Consider the following 16751-nt stretch of genomic DNA (forward strand, 5'->3'; position numbering starts at 1 on the left):
TGGAAAAAAATGAAGTTTAAACAGCCATTTCATAAGGTTTATCATAATTTATTGCTTACTACAGAAAATGAAGTTTGGGCATATTTTACTTGTCCTAGCGACTATGTTATTGGTCAAAATAAAGAAATTCAAGAAAAGCATAAACAAAAATGGAATCAATTTTTACAAAGCTTACGCCGTTTTGAGGACTTTGAACTATTTCTAAATCCGCATTCTTACAATCTTAGTGAGCGGCTAGCAGCTTTCTCCGAAAATTTTGATGAACAAGCAAAATCAATGGGCGATAGTTTAGTTGATCGAACACTTTCCGAATTAGAAAATCAACTTCGAGTTCTCACAACGGAAAAATTTTATATTGGGGTTAAACTTTCTAGTTTATCTTCTGCAACAACTGTAAAAGGAAAAGCGATGGAAGTCGTTGACTATTACGCAGGAAAGTTATTATCCTTGAACTACTATCACCTAACTGTTGATGAAGATTTTTTAAAACGATACCGTTCAATAGAATCAGAAATTTTTCAACTTGTTGGAACGGTTAATGGGCGTAGACTTACTGAACAAGAAGTGCTACAAGCCTGCCGTTATCCCTATGTACGTGGAATGAAGACTTCCTTTGATCTTGATTTTGTTGAAAATAGCAACTATTCATTAACAGATACTATTCTTGATCCTACAGAAGAACAAGGCTTATTAAAGTTAAGAAGCTCAGAAGGAACTAGCTACATTGCTCTGCTTCCTATTCATAAATTCGCCCCCAACTTGGCATTCAATCATATAGCAGAAGTGGTGCAAAGTCTCCCCTTTCCAGTAGAATTCCGACTCAAAGGGCATTTTGAACCCTTAAAAGGTGGTAGAGGATTAAAAGGAAAGTCTTCTCGTGCTGCCAAGCGATTAAAAAATAGTGCAAAAGAAACGGTTTCTATGGGCGATTCCGAAATGAAATCCAGTCGCTTTAATCGTTATGCTTTGACCGACTTAAACAATAAAATAGACTTAAGAGTCCCTGTCATTAAATGGCTGGGACTTTTTGGTGTCTTTGGACAAACACCAGAGGAATGTCGTAGTCGGATTCGTACCGTCATTTCTTTATGCCAATCTCGAAATGTTGAAATAGTCAAAGGCTTAGCCGATCAAGTATTTCTCTTCCATCAATTTTTAGCTGGTAACAAACTAGGTTCTGAAAAAAATTGGCTTCACTACACCACAGTTGAAGGAATTAGTGAAATGTTATTGAGTGTTGAAAATCGGATTGGTGATAACGTAGGAATTCCTATTGGTATGGTCTCGGAATTGAAAAACACTCGAAACTTAACACCAAAAGAAGTGGCAAAAACGAGTCGAAAACCCATTTTCTTTAATCCATCTATTGGGAACCAAAATGATATCGCTGATAAAAAAGCCAATAGCCCGCACATTGCCATCACTGGACCCACTGGAAACGGAAAATCCTACTTGGCAAAGTTTATTTTCTTCCTTTCAGTTTTAATGAATGGAAAAGGATTGTACGTTGATCCTAAATCTGAGTTCTTCGATTGGATTATGGAGGTTATCAATCATCCACTTTATCAAGAAAAGTATCCCGACACTTGTGCTTTCATTCAACAGCACTTCCACCAAGTGAGACTTGATCCAAATAAAACCAGTAACAAAGGCGTTCTTGATCCCTTCTGTTTTATTCCTAATCGAGTAGCTGCAAAAGACATGGCGCAAGACTTATTTGAAGAGCTTTATGATTTTACTAGTGCTAGAGAGAAAAAATCAAGATTGGCAATGCTAGAAGGAATCGAAACTGTATTAAAAAGAAGAGATCAAGGTGAACGAATAGGCTTACTTCATGTAGTTGACTTCATGCTGGAAAGTCCACATGAGGAGGTACGAGATACAGCCAGCTTAATCAAGAAATCAGTACAAGGTTCTATTTTAGAATTAGCTTTTAGTTATGGCGAAAATGAAGGACTAAATCTTACGAATAAGGTGACTATCTTAGAAGTTTTGGGGTTAGAAATGCCTCGTGCAGAAACACTTAGCAATGATTACAGTGCTACCCAAAGAAAATCGGTCATGTTGATGATGTCTATTGGAAAATTCTGTGAACTTTTCGGCTTACGTGACCGAGAGGAAAGCACTGTTGTTCTATTTGATGAAAGTTGGATTTTTAATTCTTCTAAAAACGGTCGTGCGATTATCAAATCCATGCGCAGAGTTGGTCGAAGTTTTAACAATACCCTGATTATTGTCACTCAATCTGTTAAAGATACAGCCGAAGAAGATGATACAGGAAACTTTGGACGAATTTTTGCATACGATGACAAAGATGAACGAGAAGATATTCTTCGTCATTTAGGATTAGAAATCACTAATGAGAATATTGAGTGGTTAAAAAATCTACCAAAATATCATTGCCTTTATTTAGATTTACGAGGACGTGTTGGCAAAATGCTTGTCTACTGTCCTTATGAAGAAATCCATCAAATGCTGCAAACGGTCAAAAAAAATACAAGTGCAGATGTGGAAACGACCTTTAGCACTTAGAAAGGAGCTGCTATGTTACTAAAAGATTTATTTGATATTGACAGTTTCCAATCCTTTTTTGAAAAAGGCGGCTGGTTTAGCATCAATGAAAATTTACAAAGTGTGCTAAATGCGTTGCTCAATATTGCCTTTGGCTTAATCAAATACCTTGTTCTGGCATTAGATTATGTGATAGACAAACTCTTTAGTTTAAATTTATTAGAAGGAGTATTACCAGATTTATTCTCCACTACCGGTGCTATTTACAACAAATTATTCAGTGTTGTAGGGATTCTCCTTTTTACATTTGTGATTGTCATTTCAGTGAAGGATTTTTTTGAAAAAGGAATCAGCAAGGCATTAATCCGTTTTGGTATTTTCACCTTAATCTATGTGGGCAGTATGACATTTTTCGCTGATGGTGCCAACAAAGTTCAAGAAGTGAATACCCTCTCACAAAATGTGCAAGGACAATTAGTTGATTTAACAAGTGGTAGTCTAACCAAAAACACTGGCAATATCTCAGAAAATTTACTTGGATCAAATCAACAACTAGACGGAACAAGTAATATCCGAAATCTCATTTTTGATGAATTTGTTATTAAACCTTATGCTCTACTCAACTTTGGAAAAACAGACGTATCAAAAGAGCAATTTGAATCCTATCTAGTTAAAAGTGGTGAAACATTTGACCAAAAAAAGACAGATGAGATTGCTGATAAAATAAAAAAAGACTCAGAAAAAAATTCTTATCTCACCTCAGATCGTATGACTGAAAAAGTTGCTGTTTTATTAAATACATTTATCATGCTAATCGTGATTGGAACGGCTGTACTAATTATCGGAGTTGCAAACATTTTAATCCAGCTATTAATTTACGGCATCCTCTTTCTCTTTCCTTCACTACTATTTTTAGCTTTGATTCCAAATATGCACCATCTGTTAAAAAATGGCTTCATGTTACTAGGGACACTGTTTGCTTCAAAAATAGGGATTGGATTCAGTTTTGGTCTCTTGTTTTCTATTTTAAATTTGTTAGATACTTTTTTTGTTGTCACAAACATTGTCACTATGATTGTAGGACTGTTTGTCAAAGTTTTGTTGGGGCTATTCATCTGGAAGAATAAAGGTCAGATTGTTCGTTCATTGACGAAAGGCAAAGCAGAATTAAAAGACTTTTCTTTCAATCCCAAGCAAGCTATTCAAGAAAGGCAACAACAACGAGCACAAAAAGAAGATCAGCAAAATCGCTATGTTGAACAAGACTATAAAACACAAACCGCAGAAAATGATTACCTTCGCTCTGGAATAGAATTGGATCACGCTTATCGTCAAAATGAACTACAGGATAATTTATTAGTACAAGCTGGAGAGGAAGAAACTTCTCTTCATCAAACTACAATGCCTTTTGATGAACAACAAATGGAATCCAAAGAAGAAACACCCCCTACAGATACTTTTGAAGTAAAAAACTCAAAAGTAGTACTTAACGATCCTGTTGAGAACACTCCTGATTCTGTCTCAAATACAGAGCCATTACTCACAGAAACCGCGTTACCTACAGAAGAAGTTGATGATCATTTGCTTACTCCAGATGATTTAACAGAAGAAACAGAAATACCTGTTGAATCACTCATTGAAACAAGCAATGTAGAGAACGACTCCTCAGAAACAGCGCTACACCTCCCTTCTCCAGTTACAGCACAAGAAGCTCAGCAACTAGAAAAAGAAATCAGTCATCTAAGGAAAGAAACCTATACTACGTCAGAATTCAGTGAGGAACAAGCCTATGAAAATGCGTAAGTTATTTCCCTTGCTTTTTTTGGGCTTCTTTTTCGTTTTTTTTATGCTCATCGCTGGCAGTGATTCTTCTACCACACACACTGCTTCCGAAGAAGGTCAAAACCTCCCAGAAGCAGTGCTCCGATGGAAAAACAAAGTTACAAAGGAAGCCACTAAAAATGAAATTCAAGAAGCAATTCCTTGTTTATTAGGAATTATAATGGCAGAAACTGGAGGGAATTCAGAAAAATATCCCGATATAATGCAATGTTCCGAAAGCCAAGGAAAGCCACCAAATTCAATTCAAGATCCAAACGAATCCATTGAAGTTGGCGTAAAATATTTTGCAGATATGTGGAAGGGGCATCGTAATTACGATGTTTTAAATATTGTACAAGCCTATAATTTTGGCGGTGGCTTTCTAAGTCATTCAGGTAAGAGCTACTCTCTGGATAATGCGATTCAATTCTCAAAAACTCAAGCAGGTGGAAAAACAGTCACTTACACTAATCTTATAGCTGTAAGCTTAGGCTATGATTATCGTTATGCGTACGGCAATATGTTTTATGCTCAAATTGTTAAACAATACATCACGTCTACTTCCAACAACAATAGTCAAGGGAATGCAGCAATTGTAAAGGCAGCACTTAAAGAATTGGATGAAGGAACTCATGATGGTGGTGAAAAATATTGGCGTTGGTACGGCTTCAATGGGCGTGTAGAATGGTGCGCTATTTTTGTTTCTTATAATGCGGAAAAAGCTGGGGTTAAAATGGAACGGTTCGCTTATTGCCCAACAGGTATTGAAAATTTTAAAGCTAAAAATCAGTGGTTGGGGAAAGGAAATTTGCCTAAAAGTGGTAATATCATTTTTTTTGACTGGGATGGTGATTCTGTCAGCGACCATGTAGGAATTGTTGAAAAAACAGAAAATAGCATTGTTTACACAATTGAAGGGAATTCAGGAGACAAAATTGCTAAACTAAGTTATGAAAAAAATAGTCCTTATATTATTGGATATGGGACGCCTTAATCAATCAAATTCTATGTTACTGACTTAAATACGGTCTTCAAAAAAAAAAAAGAGCATGGGACAAAACTAATCAAAATTAAAAATACAGTCAGATTAAGGAAATTTAAACTTTGATTTGACTGCATTTTATTTAACTGATTTTTCTATATTTTAGTAAATTTAAGACTTTTGACCTAGACACAATTCATTTCTTTTACTTACATGTATATCTCAGATCATCTGTATAGTACTTTTTTAACATACAACTATCTTTCAACAATTTATTTTGATGAATAAAGATTTTTCTTAAAATATATTAAATCTTGAGCATGTAGAATCTGTTTTAACCTATGAATTAATAATTGAATTTAATAATTTTAAGAATTATCTGAAAAAAGAGTATGTAGTAGCTACATTAATTACAGAGTTTGTCTAAGATTTGTCACTCAAACAATTCACCTCACTAAGAAAAGAATGATACCAAATAATATTTTTAATATTGAATTAAATGAGCATATTACAAAACTCAACACCGTGCTAGATACAGAAAAAATCTTTATATTTTGCTTTGAATAGAAGTATTAAGCACTTGGTTACAGTCTATTAACTGCTAAAAAACTATCCAACCTAAAAATCAATCTAACAAGCAAGGATTTATATTTGCTTGTTAAAATACTACCACATTTAAACGTTCCAAGTAACATAAAAAATGTTATACTATAATTGTGATCTATTGTTTAATATAATATAGGTTTGGTGTTAGTATTAAATCTTAGACAACTTTTCGTAGAGACAAAAATAAATTAAACTTAGCTACGAGAGGATGATTTTTTATGACCCGATATGAAGAAAATTTTAAACAGATGATTGTTGAACTGAATCAAACTGGACGTTCCGTTCGAGGGTTGGCGAAAGAATATGGCTTATCTGAAGCGACGATTTACAAATGGAAGAATTTATATTTGCCTAATCAGTCCACAGGACTGACTGGAAAAGAAGTGGCTGAACTAAAAAAAGAAAATGCTCGTTTGAAAGAGGAACTTGAAATCTTAAAAAAAGCCGCAGCCATATTCTCTCGGAAAACCTAAATTCGCTTATTCAGTTTATTGAAAAATGGTGTAAGGACTACACTGTTTCTTTGTTATGTCGGTTATTAGAAATCCCTAGAAGTGTCTACTATTTTTATAAAAACAAGCCATTGACAGCTACAGAAATCAGAAATAATACGTTGAAAGAGACTATTTCGACAGTTTTTTTTACGAATAAACAGCGCTATGGTGCCACTAAAATTCATCAAGTTTTATTAAAAGATGGCATTTCAGTATCTCTTAAACATGTCCAAAAGCTAATGAAGCAATTAAATTTAAGATCGATTGTAGTAAAAAAATTTAGACCTCAAAGGTTAAATAAAGCGATTATTTCAAAAGAGAACATATTAAATCAGGACTTTTCTACTAAAACTATTTGTGAGAAATGGGCGGCTGACATTACATACATTCCTACTAAGAAAAATGGCTGGTGTTACTTGTCTTCCATCATGGATCTACACACGAAAAAAATTATTAGTTATACATTTTCAAAAAGAATGACGGTGGATTGTGTCATTCAAACGTTGAATAAAGCAAAACTAAAGTATCACATTCCGGAAGGAATGATTCTACACACTGACTTGGGCAGTCAATATACAGCAACAGAAGTAGAAAAATGGCTTGAAACCAACAAAATAAGGCATTCCTATAGTAGAAAGGGAACACCTTATGATAACGCAGGAATCGAATCTTTCCACGCCTCATTGAAAAAGGAAGAAGTTTACACGACTAGCTACTCAAATTTTGAAGAAGCAAATCGTGCACTATTTAGCTATATTGAGGGATTTTATAACCGGAATCGACTTCATAGTTCGATTCACTATCTAACCCCTCAGGAGTTTGAAGATTTGGCAAAAGAAAAAATGACATAACCGTCTCTACTAAAATGTGTCCAAGATATTGACTCAAATCCAGTTTCTTTGTTATTAAGTACACATGATATACTTATAATTATTCACTGTAGTATCTAATTTATTTGACTGACTAAGGATGTGATAAATTTGTTAAAAATCGACCTTCATATACACACTCAAAGATGTAAAAAAGGAGATGGGTCTAAAAGAAATATCTCTCCTGAAAACTTTATTAAAAAAATGCATGAAAATGAGGTTTGTATGTGTGCCATTACGAACCATAATAAATTTGACTTACACGAATTTGATAAAATACAAAAGTTAGATGAAGAACTTGTAATTTTCCCTGGAATAGAACTTGATGTAATAAGTGAAAAGAACCAAAGCCATATTGTTCTGATTTGCGATCCATCATGCAAGGAAGCATTTTATAAAACATTCGACAATGATTCAAATAGAAACTATGATACGTTTACTTTATCAGAAAATGACTTCTTTGATAAAGTAAAGCAGTTTAATTCAGATGACATTATCGTTATCCCCCATTTTCTAGATAAAGATAAAGAACGCTCCATTGATTTTAGTTTTAAAAATCGATTAGAAGAAAAACTAAGTGATTACGTCGTAATTTTAGAACCTGGAAAATTGGCAACAATGGGAATTATTAATGCTCATAAAGAATTAGCTATAATTGGAAGTGACGTTAAAGACTGGTCTACTTACTCTTCCAGTAATTTACCTGAAATAAAATTCAAAATCGAAACATTTAAAAAATTTGTAGAATTAGCTAAAGATGGAACTCTTTTAATTAAAAGTTTACTAGACAATGCTCATAGTGAAATTATTTATTTTGATGGAGGAGAAATCTCAATTTTTAATGATATTAATATTATTTTTGGAGAAAAAGGTTCGGGGAAAACGAAACTAATAGAGCAAGAACTAATTCCTTACTACGAAGAATCCGGGAAAAAATTTATTTTTCATAAGGGGTCTGAATACAAAGAAAAATATACAGACATTCTAAACAATAAAATTGAGCGTACGATCATTGATGAAGAAACTTCTGAAGATATTGCTATTCTATTTGACAAAATATCGCATTACAAAGAACGAAATATATCCAATTTTATTAAAACATATATTGAATGTAGCAAAAAAAATTTAATGGTAAAAATAAGAACTTATTAAGAAAAACTGCTAGCACATTCTCTTCATCTGGAGTTGAATTTTCAGAAATCAAAAGACAATTAAATTCAAAATTATCAAAAATCAATAAAGTAGAACAATTGAATAAGTCAGAAAAACGCGACCATGCTGCCAAAGACCGTCTCTCAACGGAACTAATCAATTTAAAACAGCATATCTATTCAGAATCTGAAAAAGACTTTAAAAATAGTTTTGTTAATGCTAGTATTTCAGATTTTTTAACGACAATTAAGGGCAGCGTAGATAAAAAAACTGGCACTAAATCTAAACCTAATAATATTGGATTTTCCAATTTAGTAGCAAAACGTCTAGAAAGATATAAATGGAACATAGAAATTAACCAGCTGTTAGATAGTATACAAAGTGATGAAAAATACAAATTAGGCTATTTGCCTGGTAAAGGGATAGTATATTTAACAACTAAAGTGATGGTATTATCAGATGAAGTTTTTTTAGACTCTCCGTTTAATAAAAGTACTATTGTTCAAAACAGAGAACTAATGAAGAAATTACGGAATTTCTCACTTTCTGATTCTTTTACTGGTATAAATAATTATTTTAAATCCAACGAAAAATATACTGGTGAACAATTTGTAAATCAAGTTATCAGGGTTTATCCTGTGCCTTCTAAACAATATCCAGATCATAAACCTTATCCAGGGATGACATTAGAAACAAAAGATTCTTCAACACCCTATAATCCTTCAGAAGGTGAAAAATCTATTCTTTCTATTGTAGCAATACTAGAAAATACAGAATATGATTGTTATTTATTTGATGAGATGGAGCGAGGGCTTGGTAACAAATATATTGCCAGTTACGTTATTCCTGCGCTAAAAAGACTTAGAGATATCGGAAAAACTTTAATAGTCTCAACACATAATGCGAATATTGCAATTTCAACATTACCTAGTCAAAGTATTTACTGTAGATACCCTGATCAAAAGGGATATTATATGACTGGAAATATGTATTCTAATCAATTAATAAATTTTAAAAATGCTAGTGAGATTGTATTATGGGAACCTCTAGCAATTGAACACCTCGAGGGAAATGAGACTATGTTTTTAAGGAGAAAAAATATATGGAATTACTAACTATTAAAACAATCATCAATAGAAATACCACTGCTGATCCCAAAGAAATATCATTATCATTTGAACAATGTTCTGAACTACCAAAGATAATACTATCAGAAACAGAAACAACTGACTTACAAGCTTTTTTTAATGCAATTTTTGACTATATACTAACATATGAAAAATTATTACAATTCCAACTATCTGATACTACAAAAGATCTATTTAATGAAGTGGCTGAAGATATCATTATGCAATTAAATTCAGAGTTATCTCAATCTGAACAAAATTTTGAGGAGTTTATCCAATTAAAGAAAAAATAAATCTTGATTTCTTTCTCTATTTGTAAAAAAAGAAGCTTGCTATGAATTTTTAGCAAGCCTTTTATTTTGATGGAAAAGGTTAAGACTATTAGCGTATACTTTTTATATTTATCATATACAGTATTATGCACCAAAATATTCATCTTTTTTGATATACTCTTTCAGAAAATTTTACAAAAAGACTATACAATCCTTGAGTTATTTAAGCTAATTCAGTCTCACTCAAACAATCATTGCTGCTCCTAAAAAAGACCTTGCCGGTTAATGATGCAACTGGTGTATCAAGATATTGCCTGGATCTGTAGCTATTCTTTATTACGTGTCCCTCTACCAACCCATATAACTTGTTGAAAACTCTTTCCTCCAATTGTTTCCATCAATTCTTGAGAATATTTTAAAGAGAAAGTAATTCTTTCTACTGTCGCCCTAACAAATTTTTAAATGAATGGTAACTATCCAGCTGAAAAAATTGGCTTTTTAATAGCCCTAGAAGGGCTCACTACTTGCTGCTCCCTACAAGGGAGATTTTTTAAGAGACCGCCAACCGCTATCTCTCTATTTTTTTGTCTTTATTTGCTAAGTGGATCGCTATACTCACGTAATATCCTTTGGCCCAAAACGATCGATTCCCATTCCCATGACGCTCGTGGATAATTACAGCACTTCTCCCTTTTAAATAGCCCATAAAACCTGATACACTCAGTTTAGGTGGGGTTCTTACTAACATATGAATATGATCTGGCATTGCATGGGCTTCGATAATCTCTACCTCTTTCATTTCACACAGTTTTATCAATATTTTCCCAATATCTTGTCTCAACTTTCCATAAATGACTTTTCGTCTGTATTTTGGTGTAAACACAATATGATACTTACAATTCCATCGAGTATGTGCTAAACTTTTATCGCTAAAGCTACTTCTTCCACGCGCAGTACGCGTGTTTTTTTTGTTCCAATCACTTTAGCGATTGAAACCGACTAAAGTCATTAATAAAATAGCTCCTATCCTCTATCTCTGCAAAGAGATTAGAGAATCGGAGCTAAAATAAAAAGCTAAAGAGAAACGTAAATAAATAAACTATAGCAGCTAAAATATATTTTCTTGGATTTTTCCATATATCTTTTTTTAAATGCCATTTTTTTATAGGAAAACGTATCTCCAATATGGTTGAAAATATTGATTCAAATAGTATTAATACTGCTATAAAAAAGCGGTAAACAAATTTGCAGTTATAATATTCAAATAAATTAGTATAAGAAAAATGAAACCATTCATTGAAGAAAAATAGACAAGCAGTAGTCTGAAATACATCATATAAATATATCTAGAATTTGGCAATGACTTAATCTGTTTTAACATTCCTCTATCTGACGATATTAATGTTGCAATGGGTGAATTAATAGAAATTATAGTAAAAATTAATGGTACAATAACATGAACATTAGTATTTTGCATTAATAGATATGCAATGAAAACCATCCCAAAAATCAAGTTGATAAAAAAAGCACCATCCATAACTAAAGAATTGGTAAAATAATTATTTTTAACAAGGCTTGATCTGCTTCTTAATTGTTCAGAAATATAGACTAAATGTTTTATTTTTACTAATTTAACCACGGCAACTAGTAGTAATAAGAATAGTAGTATGAGACTATCTATCAAAATCGGAATAGTCATAGCAATTAGATATGTTATCATTTTAGAAGCTTTTTATAAAAAATTAGACTATCTTTCTGCATAAGATCAAATGTAAAGAAGCTAATCAATATAACATACATTGAATAAACCAAACAGTATATAAATGCTGGAAAATTACTAATAAATTGACTATAAAATATGACTCCCAATATTAACAATCTTTCAAGTAAATTTACAAAGAAAACACTTGTTAGAAAAATTACATAAAAATGATTTATTGGTATTGGTAGTTGATAATAGTCAATGATCCTTCCTTTGATAAAGTATGAAAAATATGTCTGCATAGATGAGAGAAATGTAACAATAAAAACACTAAAAAAAATAATGGGCAGATTAAAATGAATAGTAAAATTATAAGAAAAATACCAAGCGGCTAATAAAGAAATTAAGGTGAATGTTAGCTTCTTTAAATTAAGCAAATCTCTAAAAGTAATAGTTATCATTTAAAGTTCTCCCATTATTTTTTTAAGTAATTGATCAGAAACTAAGTCCTGTTGCAATTTGAAACTATTTATCTTTCCGTTTTTCAGTACCATAATTTCATTACATACTCTTGTTATACTTTCAATAATATGCGAACTCATAAAAATTGAGCCATATTTTTTATATTCCATGAGTTCTTTATAAAGAAATTCTGTAGAATCAAAATCAAGACCATCCAGAGGCTCATCCAAAATTAATAGAGGCCGCCTAAGAAATAGTCCTGAAATAAGAAATACCTTTTTTTTATTACCTGTGGATAAATCTTTAATCAGAACATTTCTATATGAGGTAAAATGAAAGCCCTCAGTTAAATACAATAATTTTTCATTATCAAATACTACGTTATATAACTTACATAGCAACCGAATGTATTGATCAAAATTCCAATTCATAAATCCATTATTTTCTGTAAAAACAGTAAATCGATTTTTCTTGAATTCTAATTTTTCAAAAGATATTGGTTTGTTCAACCATTTAATTTTAGTTACACTATATTGATCAGTTACACTACTCAACGTATTAATAAGTGTAGTTTTCCCTGCACCATTTCTCCCAACTAATCCAACTATACTGTGCTTAAAAATTGTTAGTTCCTCAATATCTATTATAAATTTTTCTTTCTCATACCAAGATTTGAGATTGCTTATAAACAATAGTGGTTCATTCTCACTCATTTCGTTTGCCTCTGTTCAATAAATATACAACTGCCACCACAAAAAATACTATGGCGTAAATGTATTCTTGCTTAACCAAAAATACAATACCACCTACTAAAAAACAAATAGCAATAAGTATTCTTAATAACTTTCTATCCATAAATAGCTCCTCCTAACTTTCTAATTGTAATAGATACTATCATCAACATTCCAACTATAAACCAAACGACAATATTTTGAGACTTTAAGGCTACTAATAATAATGTAATCATAGGAATAACTAACAAATACAACGTGATTGTTCGATAATTAGCATTCAGATTAAATCTATCTATTATGCTTGTAGTAAAAAAAATCACTAAAATAGAAAAGACGTCTAAAACAGTAAGCTGAAAGATGAATAATCCCATTCCTATAAAAATAAATAACACTTTCTTCTTATCTTTTAAATTTATGATTTGCTTTTTTATCACTAATAATATACTAACTAAGAATAGAGAAATATTCAATAACCAAACTTTACTATCTAAAATCCCTATAAAAGAATTGTTGAATAAACGATTGCATAAAAGGAGCAGAGTCATGAGAAAGATTCCAATATTTATAGTACTAATTAAATTACTAAGAAAATTAGGTGTGGAAAACGATTGCTCTTTAAAAAAATCAGCATATTACTGAACTCTAACTCTAACATCAAAATAATGAAATAAACCAAACAAACTAGATAGTTTGATACATTAGGTGGCTTTATTCCATAAATTCTTAATCCCCATACAATAAGCAACATAACTAGGTTAACTATAAAAAGAAAGACAGCTTTCTTTTTTAATATAGAAGCTTTTCCCAAGTCAATTCCTCCCAGTACTTTTCAAATTCAATTACGCATTCAAAATTTTCTATTAGATAAATCATTTCTTGATTATGAAACCTAAACTCATTTAGAAATATTTTATAACGTTTTAATATCTGAGATTTTTGGGTTAGTAGTTTGGGTAAATCTGTATTTTCGTAATATGATATTTCTATTCTTTTATTTTCCTTGTTAACATTAAACTTAAGCCCAATAACAGTGAATTCTAATATTCTTAAAAAATAGATAATTAACTTTGCAACAAAGGATTCTTTTAAAATAATATATCCTTTGCTTTTAGAAATTACAGAATTAAAAATCGAATTCATAGAAATAGGTACGTACTCTTTTCTCTTCTCATTTATTTTTTGATTATGAGAGGCATAATTAAAGTGTATAAAAGAAAATTCATTGTTTATTAAAATGTTCTGTAAAATTCTCAACTTAAATTCTTCAATTTGATCTTCTGTTCCCAAAATCTTATCGACAGATGGATAATTATCAGGATATAACTTTCTTTCCTCTATAATAATCTTTTTTTCTGTATTAAAATCTTCTTCTTGAAAAAAGGTATCTGCTGAAAAACTAATAGGAATTTCTTCAAAATCACTGTGAATAAATACAAAGTTCATCTTCTTTTTATCAGTTAATGCGTTATAAATATTATTTTTAAGTTCATACTTTTCTAACTCCACTTTACTATTTCGTATAATCATGTGTTCAAGCAAATGTAAATAACCTGGTAACATTTCAAATTTTGGATATATATATATATGATCTACTGAAACATTGATAGGAAAACTAAATTCCATATAGATATATTCTTTATTCATTATTTACCCCAATCTTTGTACATACAAATTCACTAGATAAAAATTTACATTGTAGATCATCCACATTTAATTTATCAATAACGTTGATTATATCTTCTATAACTACTTCTTTATTGAAAATCCAGAAAGGAAACAGAGTGTAGCAAGATTGATTTATACTAGAAGAAATTAGAAGGTTTTTTTTCAATCTCTGTTTTGCTTTCCTCAAACTATCGCTTGAAAACTTCGCGCTTTGGATACTTTTTCTAACGAATTCGCTTTTTTCAATACTATACTCCGCCACTGATCCTATTATAAAAATACTTAATCTTTCATGAAATTTCGCTACTGTCGAATAACAGTACCCCTTCTCTCTGATATTAAGTAACCCTCTGTTGCTTTCCCATAATTGTTCATATAATTTCAATTTTGCAAGCTCTTCATATGAATTTAGAGATTCAATATTAAAATAATTACCAATAAATGATACATTCGTATTTCGTGGTTCACCATTCAATTCAAATTTACCTAACAAAATTTCTTTGTTTGGGATGAACTTATAGTCATTCCAATTCTTAAATTGATTATTTAAAATTATAAAAGTTTTGTCAGTATTATTTTTAATTTTTCTTTTTAAACCAATATCCTCAATTTCCAAACTGGAGATATCAATTGAACCTAATGAGTTAAATTTTTTTTTCTAATACTCCTATTTTTGTAATGATTTCTCTATACTGAGTTTCTGTTAACTCATCAACTGATTGAATACTAACCAGTTCAACGAATGAGCTGGAAATTGATCCTACTACAAACATTTTAACCACTATACCTAATTCAAGTTCAATATGATTAATTTTCGATATAATTTCTTTCTGTACCAAAAGAATTGTTCTTTTAGTAGCTTCATTGGGAAGATGCCTAAAAAAATACTTAGATATACATTTCATTTAGACAGCACGACCTTCCTTATATACTTCCATAAATTCAGCAAGATCATTGTGTTTTATCCAAGTACAAAATTCATTAGGTTGTTTATCAAAATTATTTTCTAATCCTTTCATGTAGCAACCTAAGCATGATAAATATTTTGGACAATCTACTGAACATCCATTCTCTGTACTAGGTGGTTTTATTTTACTTAACTGGCTGTAAATGTCTTTGCTAAAAATATTTGAGAATTCTTCTTGAAAAATATTTCCAAAAATCTTGTTTTTAGGGAATATTGCACAAGGACGGATATCCCCATTAGAACCAATAAGAAAAGAATTGATCCCAGCACCACAGTTTGATGATGCTTTTAAAAAGAATTCTGATTCAATTATAGGAATAATATCCTTAAATTTATGAACTGTATCATTTAAATATTTACGATACTTCTCTGTAGATGCAATAGCATTAGACTCGTTGAACTCTATTCCTCGACCAAAATCTTCAATAAAATTATAAACAAAGATTTCTGCACCTAATCTCTTTGATAATTCTGCTAGTTTATCAATTTCCCACATATTTTTATCGAAAATCGAGGATGCAACTCTTACATGAATACCTTCATCACTCAATTTTTTTATAGTTCTACATGTACTCTTAAAAGCTCCTTTGAATCCTCTAAAAGAATCGTGTGTTTCCTCCGAAACACTATCTAAAGAAATACTAACCACTAACTTATCTTTATTTCTTTTTAGAATTTCTAGACTTGATTTTTTTAAAATTGTTCCATTGGTCAAAACTGCAACTTGAGCAAACTCTGCAAACGCTAGTTCCAAAATTGCATCAGCATCTTTATTCATGAAAACTTCTCCACCTGTTAACTCGATAGATAAAACGTTATTTTCTTTTAATTCTTTTACTAAAGGCTCAAAACTTTCATAGTCTATTGAAGTAGTTTTATTGCATGATGCGTTTAAGTAGCAATGATCACAATAAAGATTGCATTTTTCAGTAATTTCGATAGTTACATGCATTGGAGATATTAAATTAGTCTCTCCAAATATCACTAGAACGTGAGGCGTTTTGCTTGGCTTTTTTTCAACAAGTATAATTTCTTTACGAATCATATCCATTATGAATTCAGTAATCCATTGACGATCATCTTCAATAAGATTATGTTTTTTATAAATATATCTATGATCGTATCGAATTTTTCTACTCCATTTATACTTTCAAGAATAAGTTTTCCTGTTTTGTTAACAGAAAAATAATCATATATTTTCCTTTTGTTGGAATCTTCTTTTTCGATGATTATATTGTATGCATCTTTTGTCAAAAACATTGATACCTTAGGATTAATTGCTAAATAGTTCATTTGAGACACCTCCTCTTATTAAATTACAAGTTAAATCCAACTATTACATAATACGGAGCTTATCATACTATTACTCCGTATTATGATGACACTA

At 31.0% G+C, this 16751-nt stretch carries 16 protein-coding genes; 7 read left to right on the forward strand and 9 right to left on the reverse strand.

The genetic code is table 11. The features are described 5' to 3' along the window. Window positions 1-9 precede the first annotated feature (9 nt). From P3T75_RS10655 to P3T75_RS10685, 7 genes are all read left to right on the forward strand, one after another. Window positions 10-2532 (forward strand): ATP-binding protein, encoded by a 2523-nt coding sequence (locus P3T75_RS10655; RefSeq protein WP_085406756.1) that lies wholly within the window; start codon window positions 10-12, stop codon window positions 2530-2532. A 12-nt stretch (window positions 2533-2544) separates the two neighbouring features. Further along, window positions 2545-4314: a CD3337/EF1877 family mobilome membrane protein gene (locus P3T75_RS10660; RefSeq protein ID WP_282461563.1), complete on the forward strand. Its 1770-nt coding sequence runs from the start codon at window positions 2545-2547 to the stop codon at window positions 4312-4314. Beyond that, on the forward strand, window positions 4301-5326 hold the full coding sequence (locus P3T75_RS10665) for a lysozyme family protein (protein ID WP_282461564.1): 1026 nt from the start codon (window positions 4301-4303) through the stop codon (window positions 5324-5326). The genes P3T75_RS10660 and P3T75_RS10665 overlap by 14 nt, the downstream gene beginning before the upstream one ends. Window positions 5327-6138: 812 nt before the next feature. Then, window positions 6139-7265, forward strand: a protein-coding gene (locus tag P3T75_RS10670) for an IS3 family transposase (RefSeq protein WP_113624675.1) whose coding sequence is annotated in 2 segments (ribosomal slippage) — window positions 6139-6367 and window positions 6367-7265 — 1128 coding nt in all. Because the reading frame shifts where the segments join, the coding sequence is not laid out codon by codon here. A 129-nt stretch (window positions 7266-7394) separates the two neighbouring features. Beyond that, entirely contained in the window at window positions 7395-8435 is a 1041-nt protein-coding gene (locus P3T75_RS10675; RefSeq protein WP_282461565.1) for a PHP domain-containing protein, read from the forward strand. A 98-nt stretch (window positions 8436-8533) separates the two neighbouring features. After that, window positions 8534-9550, forward strand: coding sequence for a hypothetical protein (locus tag P3T75_RS10680; RefSeq protein ID WP_282461566.1), 1017 nt, complete (start codon window positions 8534-8536; stop codon window positions 9548-9550). Continuing rightward, window positions 9538-9855 carry a hypothetical protein gene (locus tag P3T75_RS10685; protein WP_282461567.1) on the forward strand — a complete coding sequence of 106 codons (318 nt, stop codon included), beginning with the start codon at window positions 9538-9540 and terminating at the stop codon, window positions 9853-9855. Before P3T75_RS10680 ends, P3T75_RS10685 begins: the two co-directional genes overlap by 13 nt. 547 nt (window positions 9856-10402) lie before the next feature. Here P3T75_RS10685 and tnpA read toward each other — a convergent pair. The 9 genes from tnpA to P3T75_RS10730 form a co-directional block, all read right to left on the reverse strand. After that, window positions 10403-10720 (reverse strand): IS200/IS605 family transposase, encoded by a 318-nt coding sequence (tnpA, locus tag P3T75_RS10690; RefSeq protein WP_282462602.1) that lies wholly within the window; start codon window positions 10718-10720, stop codon window positions 10403-10405. Between the two features lie 1277 nt (window positions 10721-11997). Then, window positions 11998-12711, reverse strand: a complete 714-nt coding sequence (locus P3T75_RS10695; RefSeq protein ID WP_071860831.1) for an ATP-binding cassette domain-containing protein — start codon at window positions 12709-12711, stop codon at window positions 11998-12000. Continuing rightward, a complete protein-coding gene (locus P3T75_RS10700; protein ID WP_071860830.1) occupies window positions 12704-12853 on the reverse strand; it encodes a YrhK family protein in 150 nt (49 codons plus the stop codon). Before P3T75_RS10700 ends, P3T75_RS10695 begins: the two co-directional genes overlap by 8 nt. After that, window positions 12846-13166, reverse strand: coding sequence for a hypothetical protein (locus P3T75_RS10705; RefSeq protein ID WP_282461568.1), 321 nt, complete (start codon window positions 13164-13166; stop codon window positions 12846-12848). Before P3T75_RS10705 ends, P3T75_RS10700 begins: the two co-directional genes overlap by 8 nt. Before the next feature lie 352 nt (window positions 13167-13518). Then, the gene (locus P3T75_RS10710; protein ID WP_071860828.1) at window positions 13519-14376 is read right to left on the reverse strand and encodes a peptidase M16 family protein; all 858 of its coding nucleotides are present in this window, start codon (window positions 14374-14376) and stop codon (window positions 13519-13521) included. After that, the gene (locus tag P3T75_RS10715) at window positions 14369-15013 is read right to left on the reverse strand and encodes a hypothetical protein (RefSeq protein ID WP_282461569.1); all 645 of its coding nucleotides are present in this window, start codon (window positions 15011-15013) and stop codon (window positions 14369-14371) included. The genes P3T75_RS10710 and P3T75_RS10715 overlap by 8 nt, the downstream gene beginning before the upstream one ends. A gap of 28 nt (window positions 15014-15041) precedes the next feature. Beyond that, the gene (locus tag P3T75_RS10720) at window positions 15042-15236 is read right to left on the reverse strand and encodes a hypothetical protein (RefSeq protein WP_282461570.1); all 195 of its coding nucleotides are present in this window, start codon (window positions 15234-15236) and stop codon (window positions 15042-15044) included. Window positions 15237-15302: 66 nt separating this feature from the next. Beyond that, window positions 15303-16415 (reverse strand): radical SAM/SPASM domain-containing protein, encoded by a 1113-nt coding sequence (locus P3T75_RS10725; RefSeq protein WP_282461571.1) that lies wholly within the window; start codon window positions 16413-16415, stop codon window positions 15303-15305. After that, complete coding sequence (locus P3T75_RS10730) at window positions 16415-16657, reverse strand: hypothetical protein (RefSeq protein WP_282461572.1); 243 nt, start codon at window positions 16655-16657, stop codon at window positions 16415-16417. The genes P3T75_RS10725 and P3T75_RS10730 overlap by 1 nt, the downstream gene beginning before the upstream one ends. Between the last annotated feature and the right edge of the window lie 94 nt (window positions 16658-16751).

The sequence above is a fragment of the Enterococcus montenegrensis genome, from assembly GCF_029983095.1.
In the GTDB taxonomy this organism is placed as follows: Bacteria; Bacillota; Bacilli; order Lactobacillales; family Enterococcaceae; genus Enterococcus_C; species Enterococcus_C montenegrensis.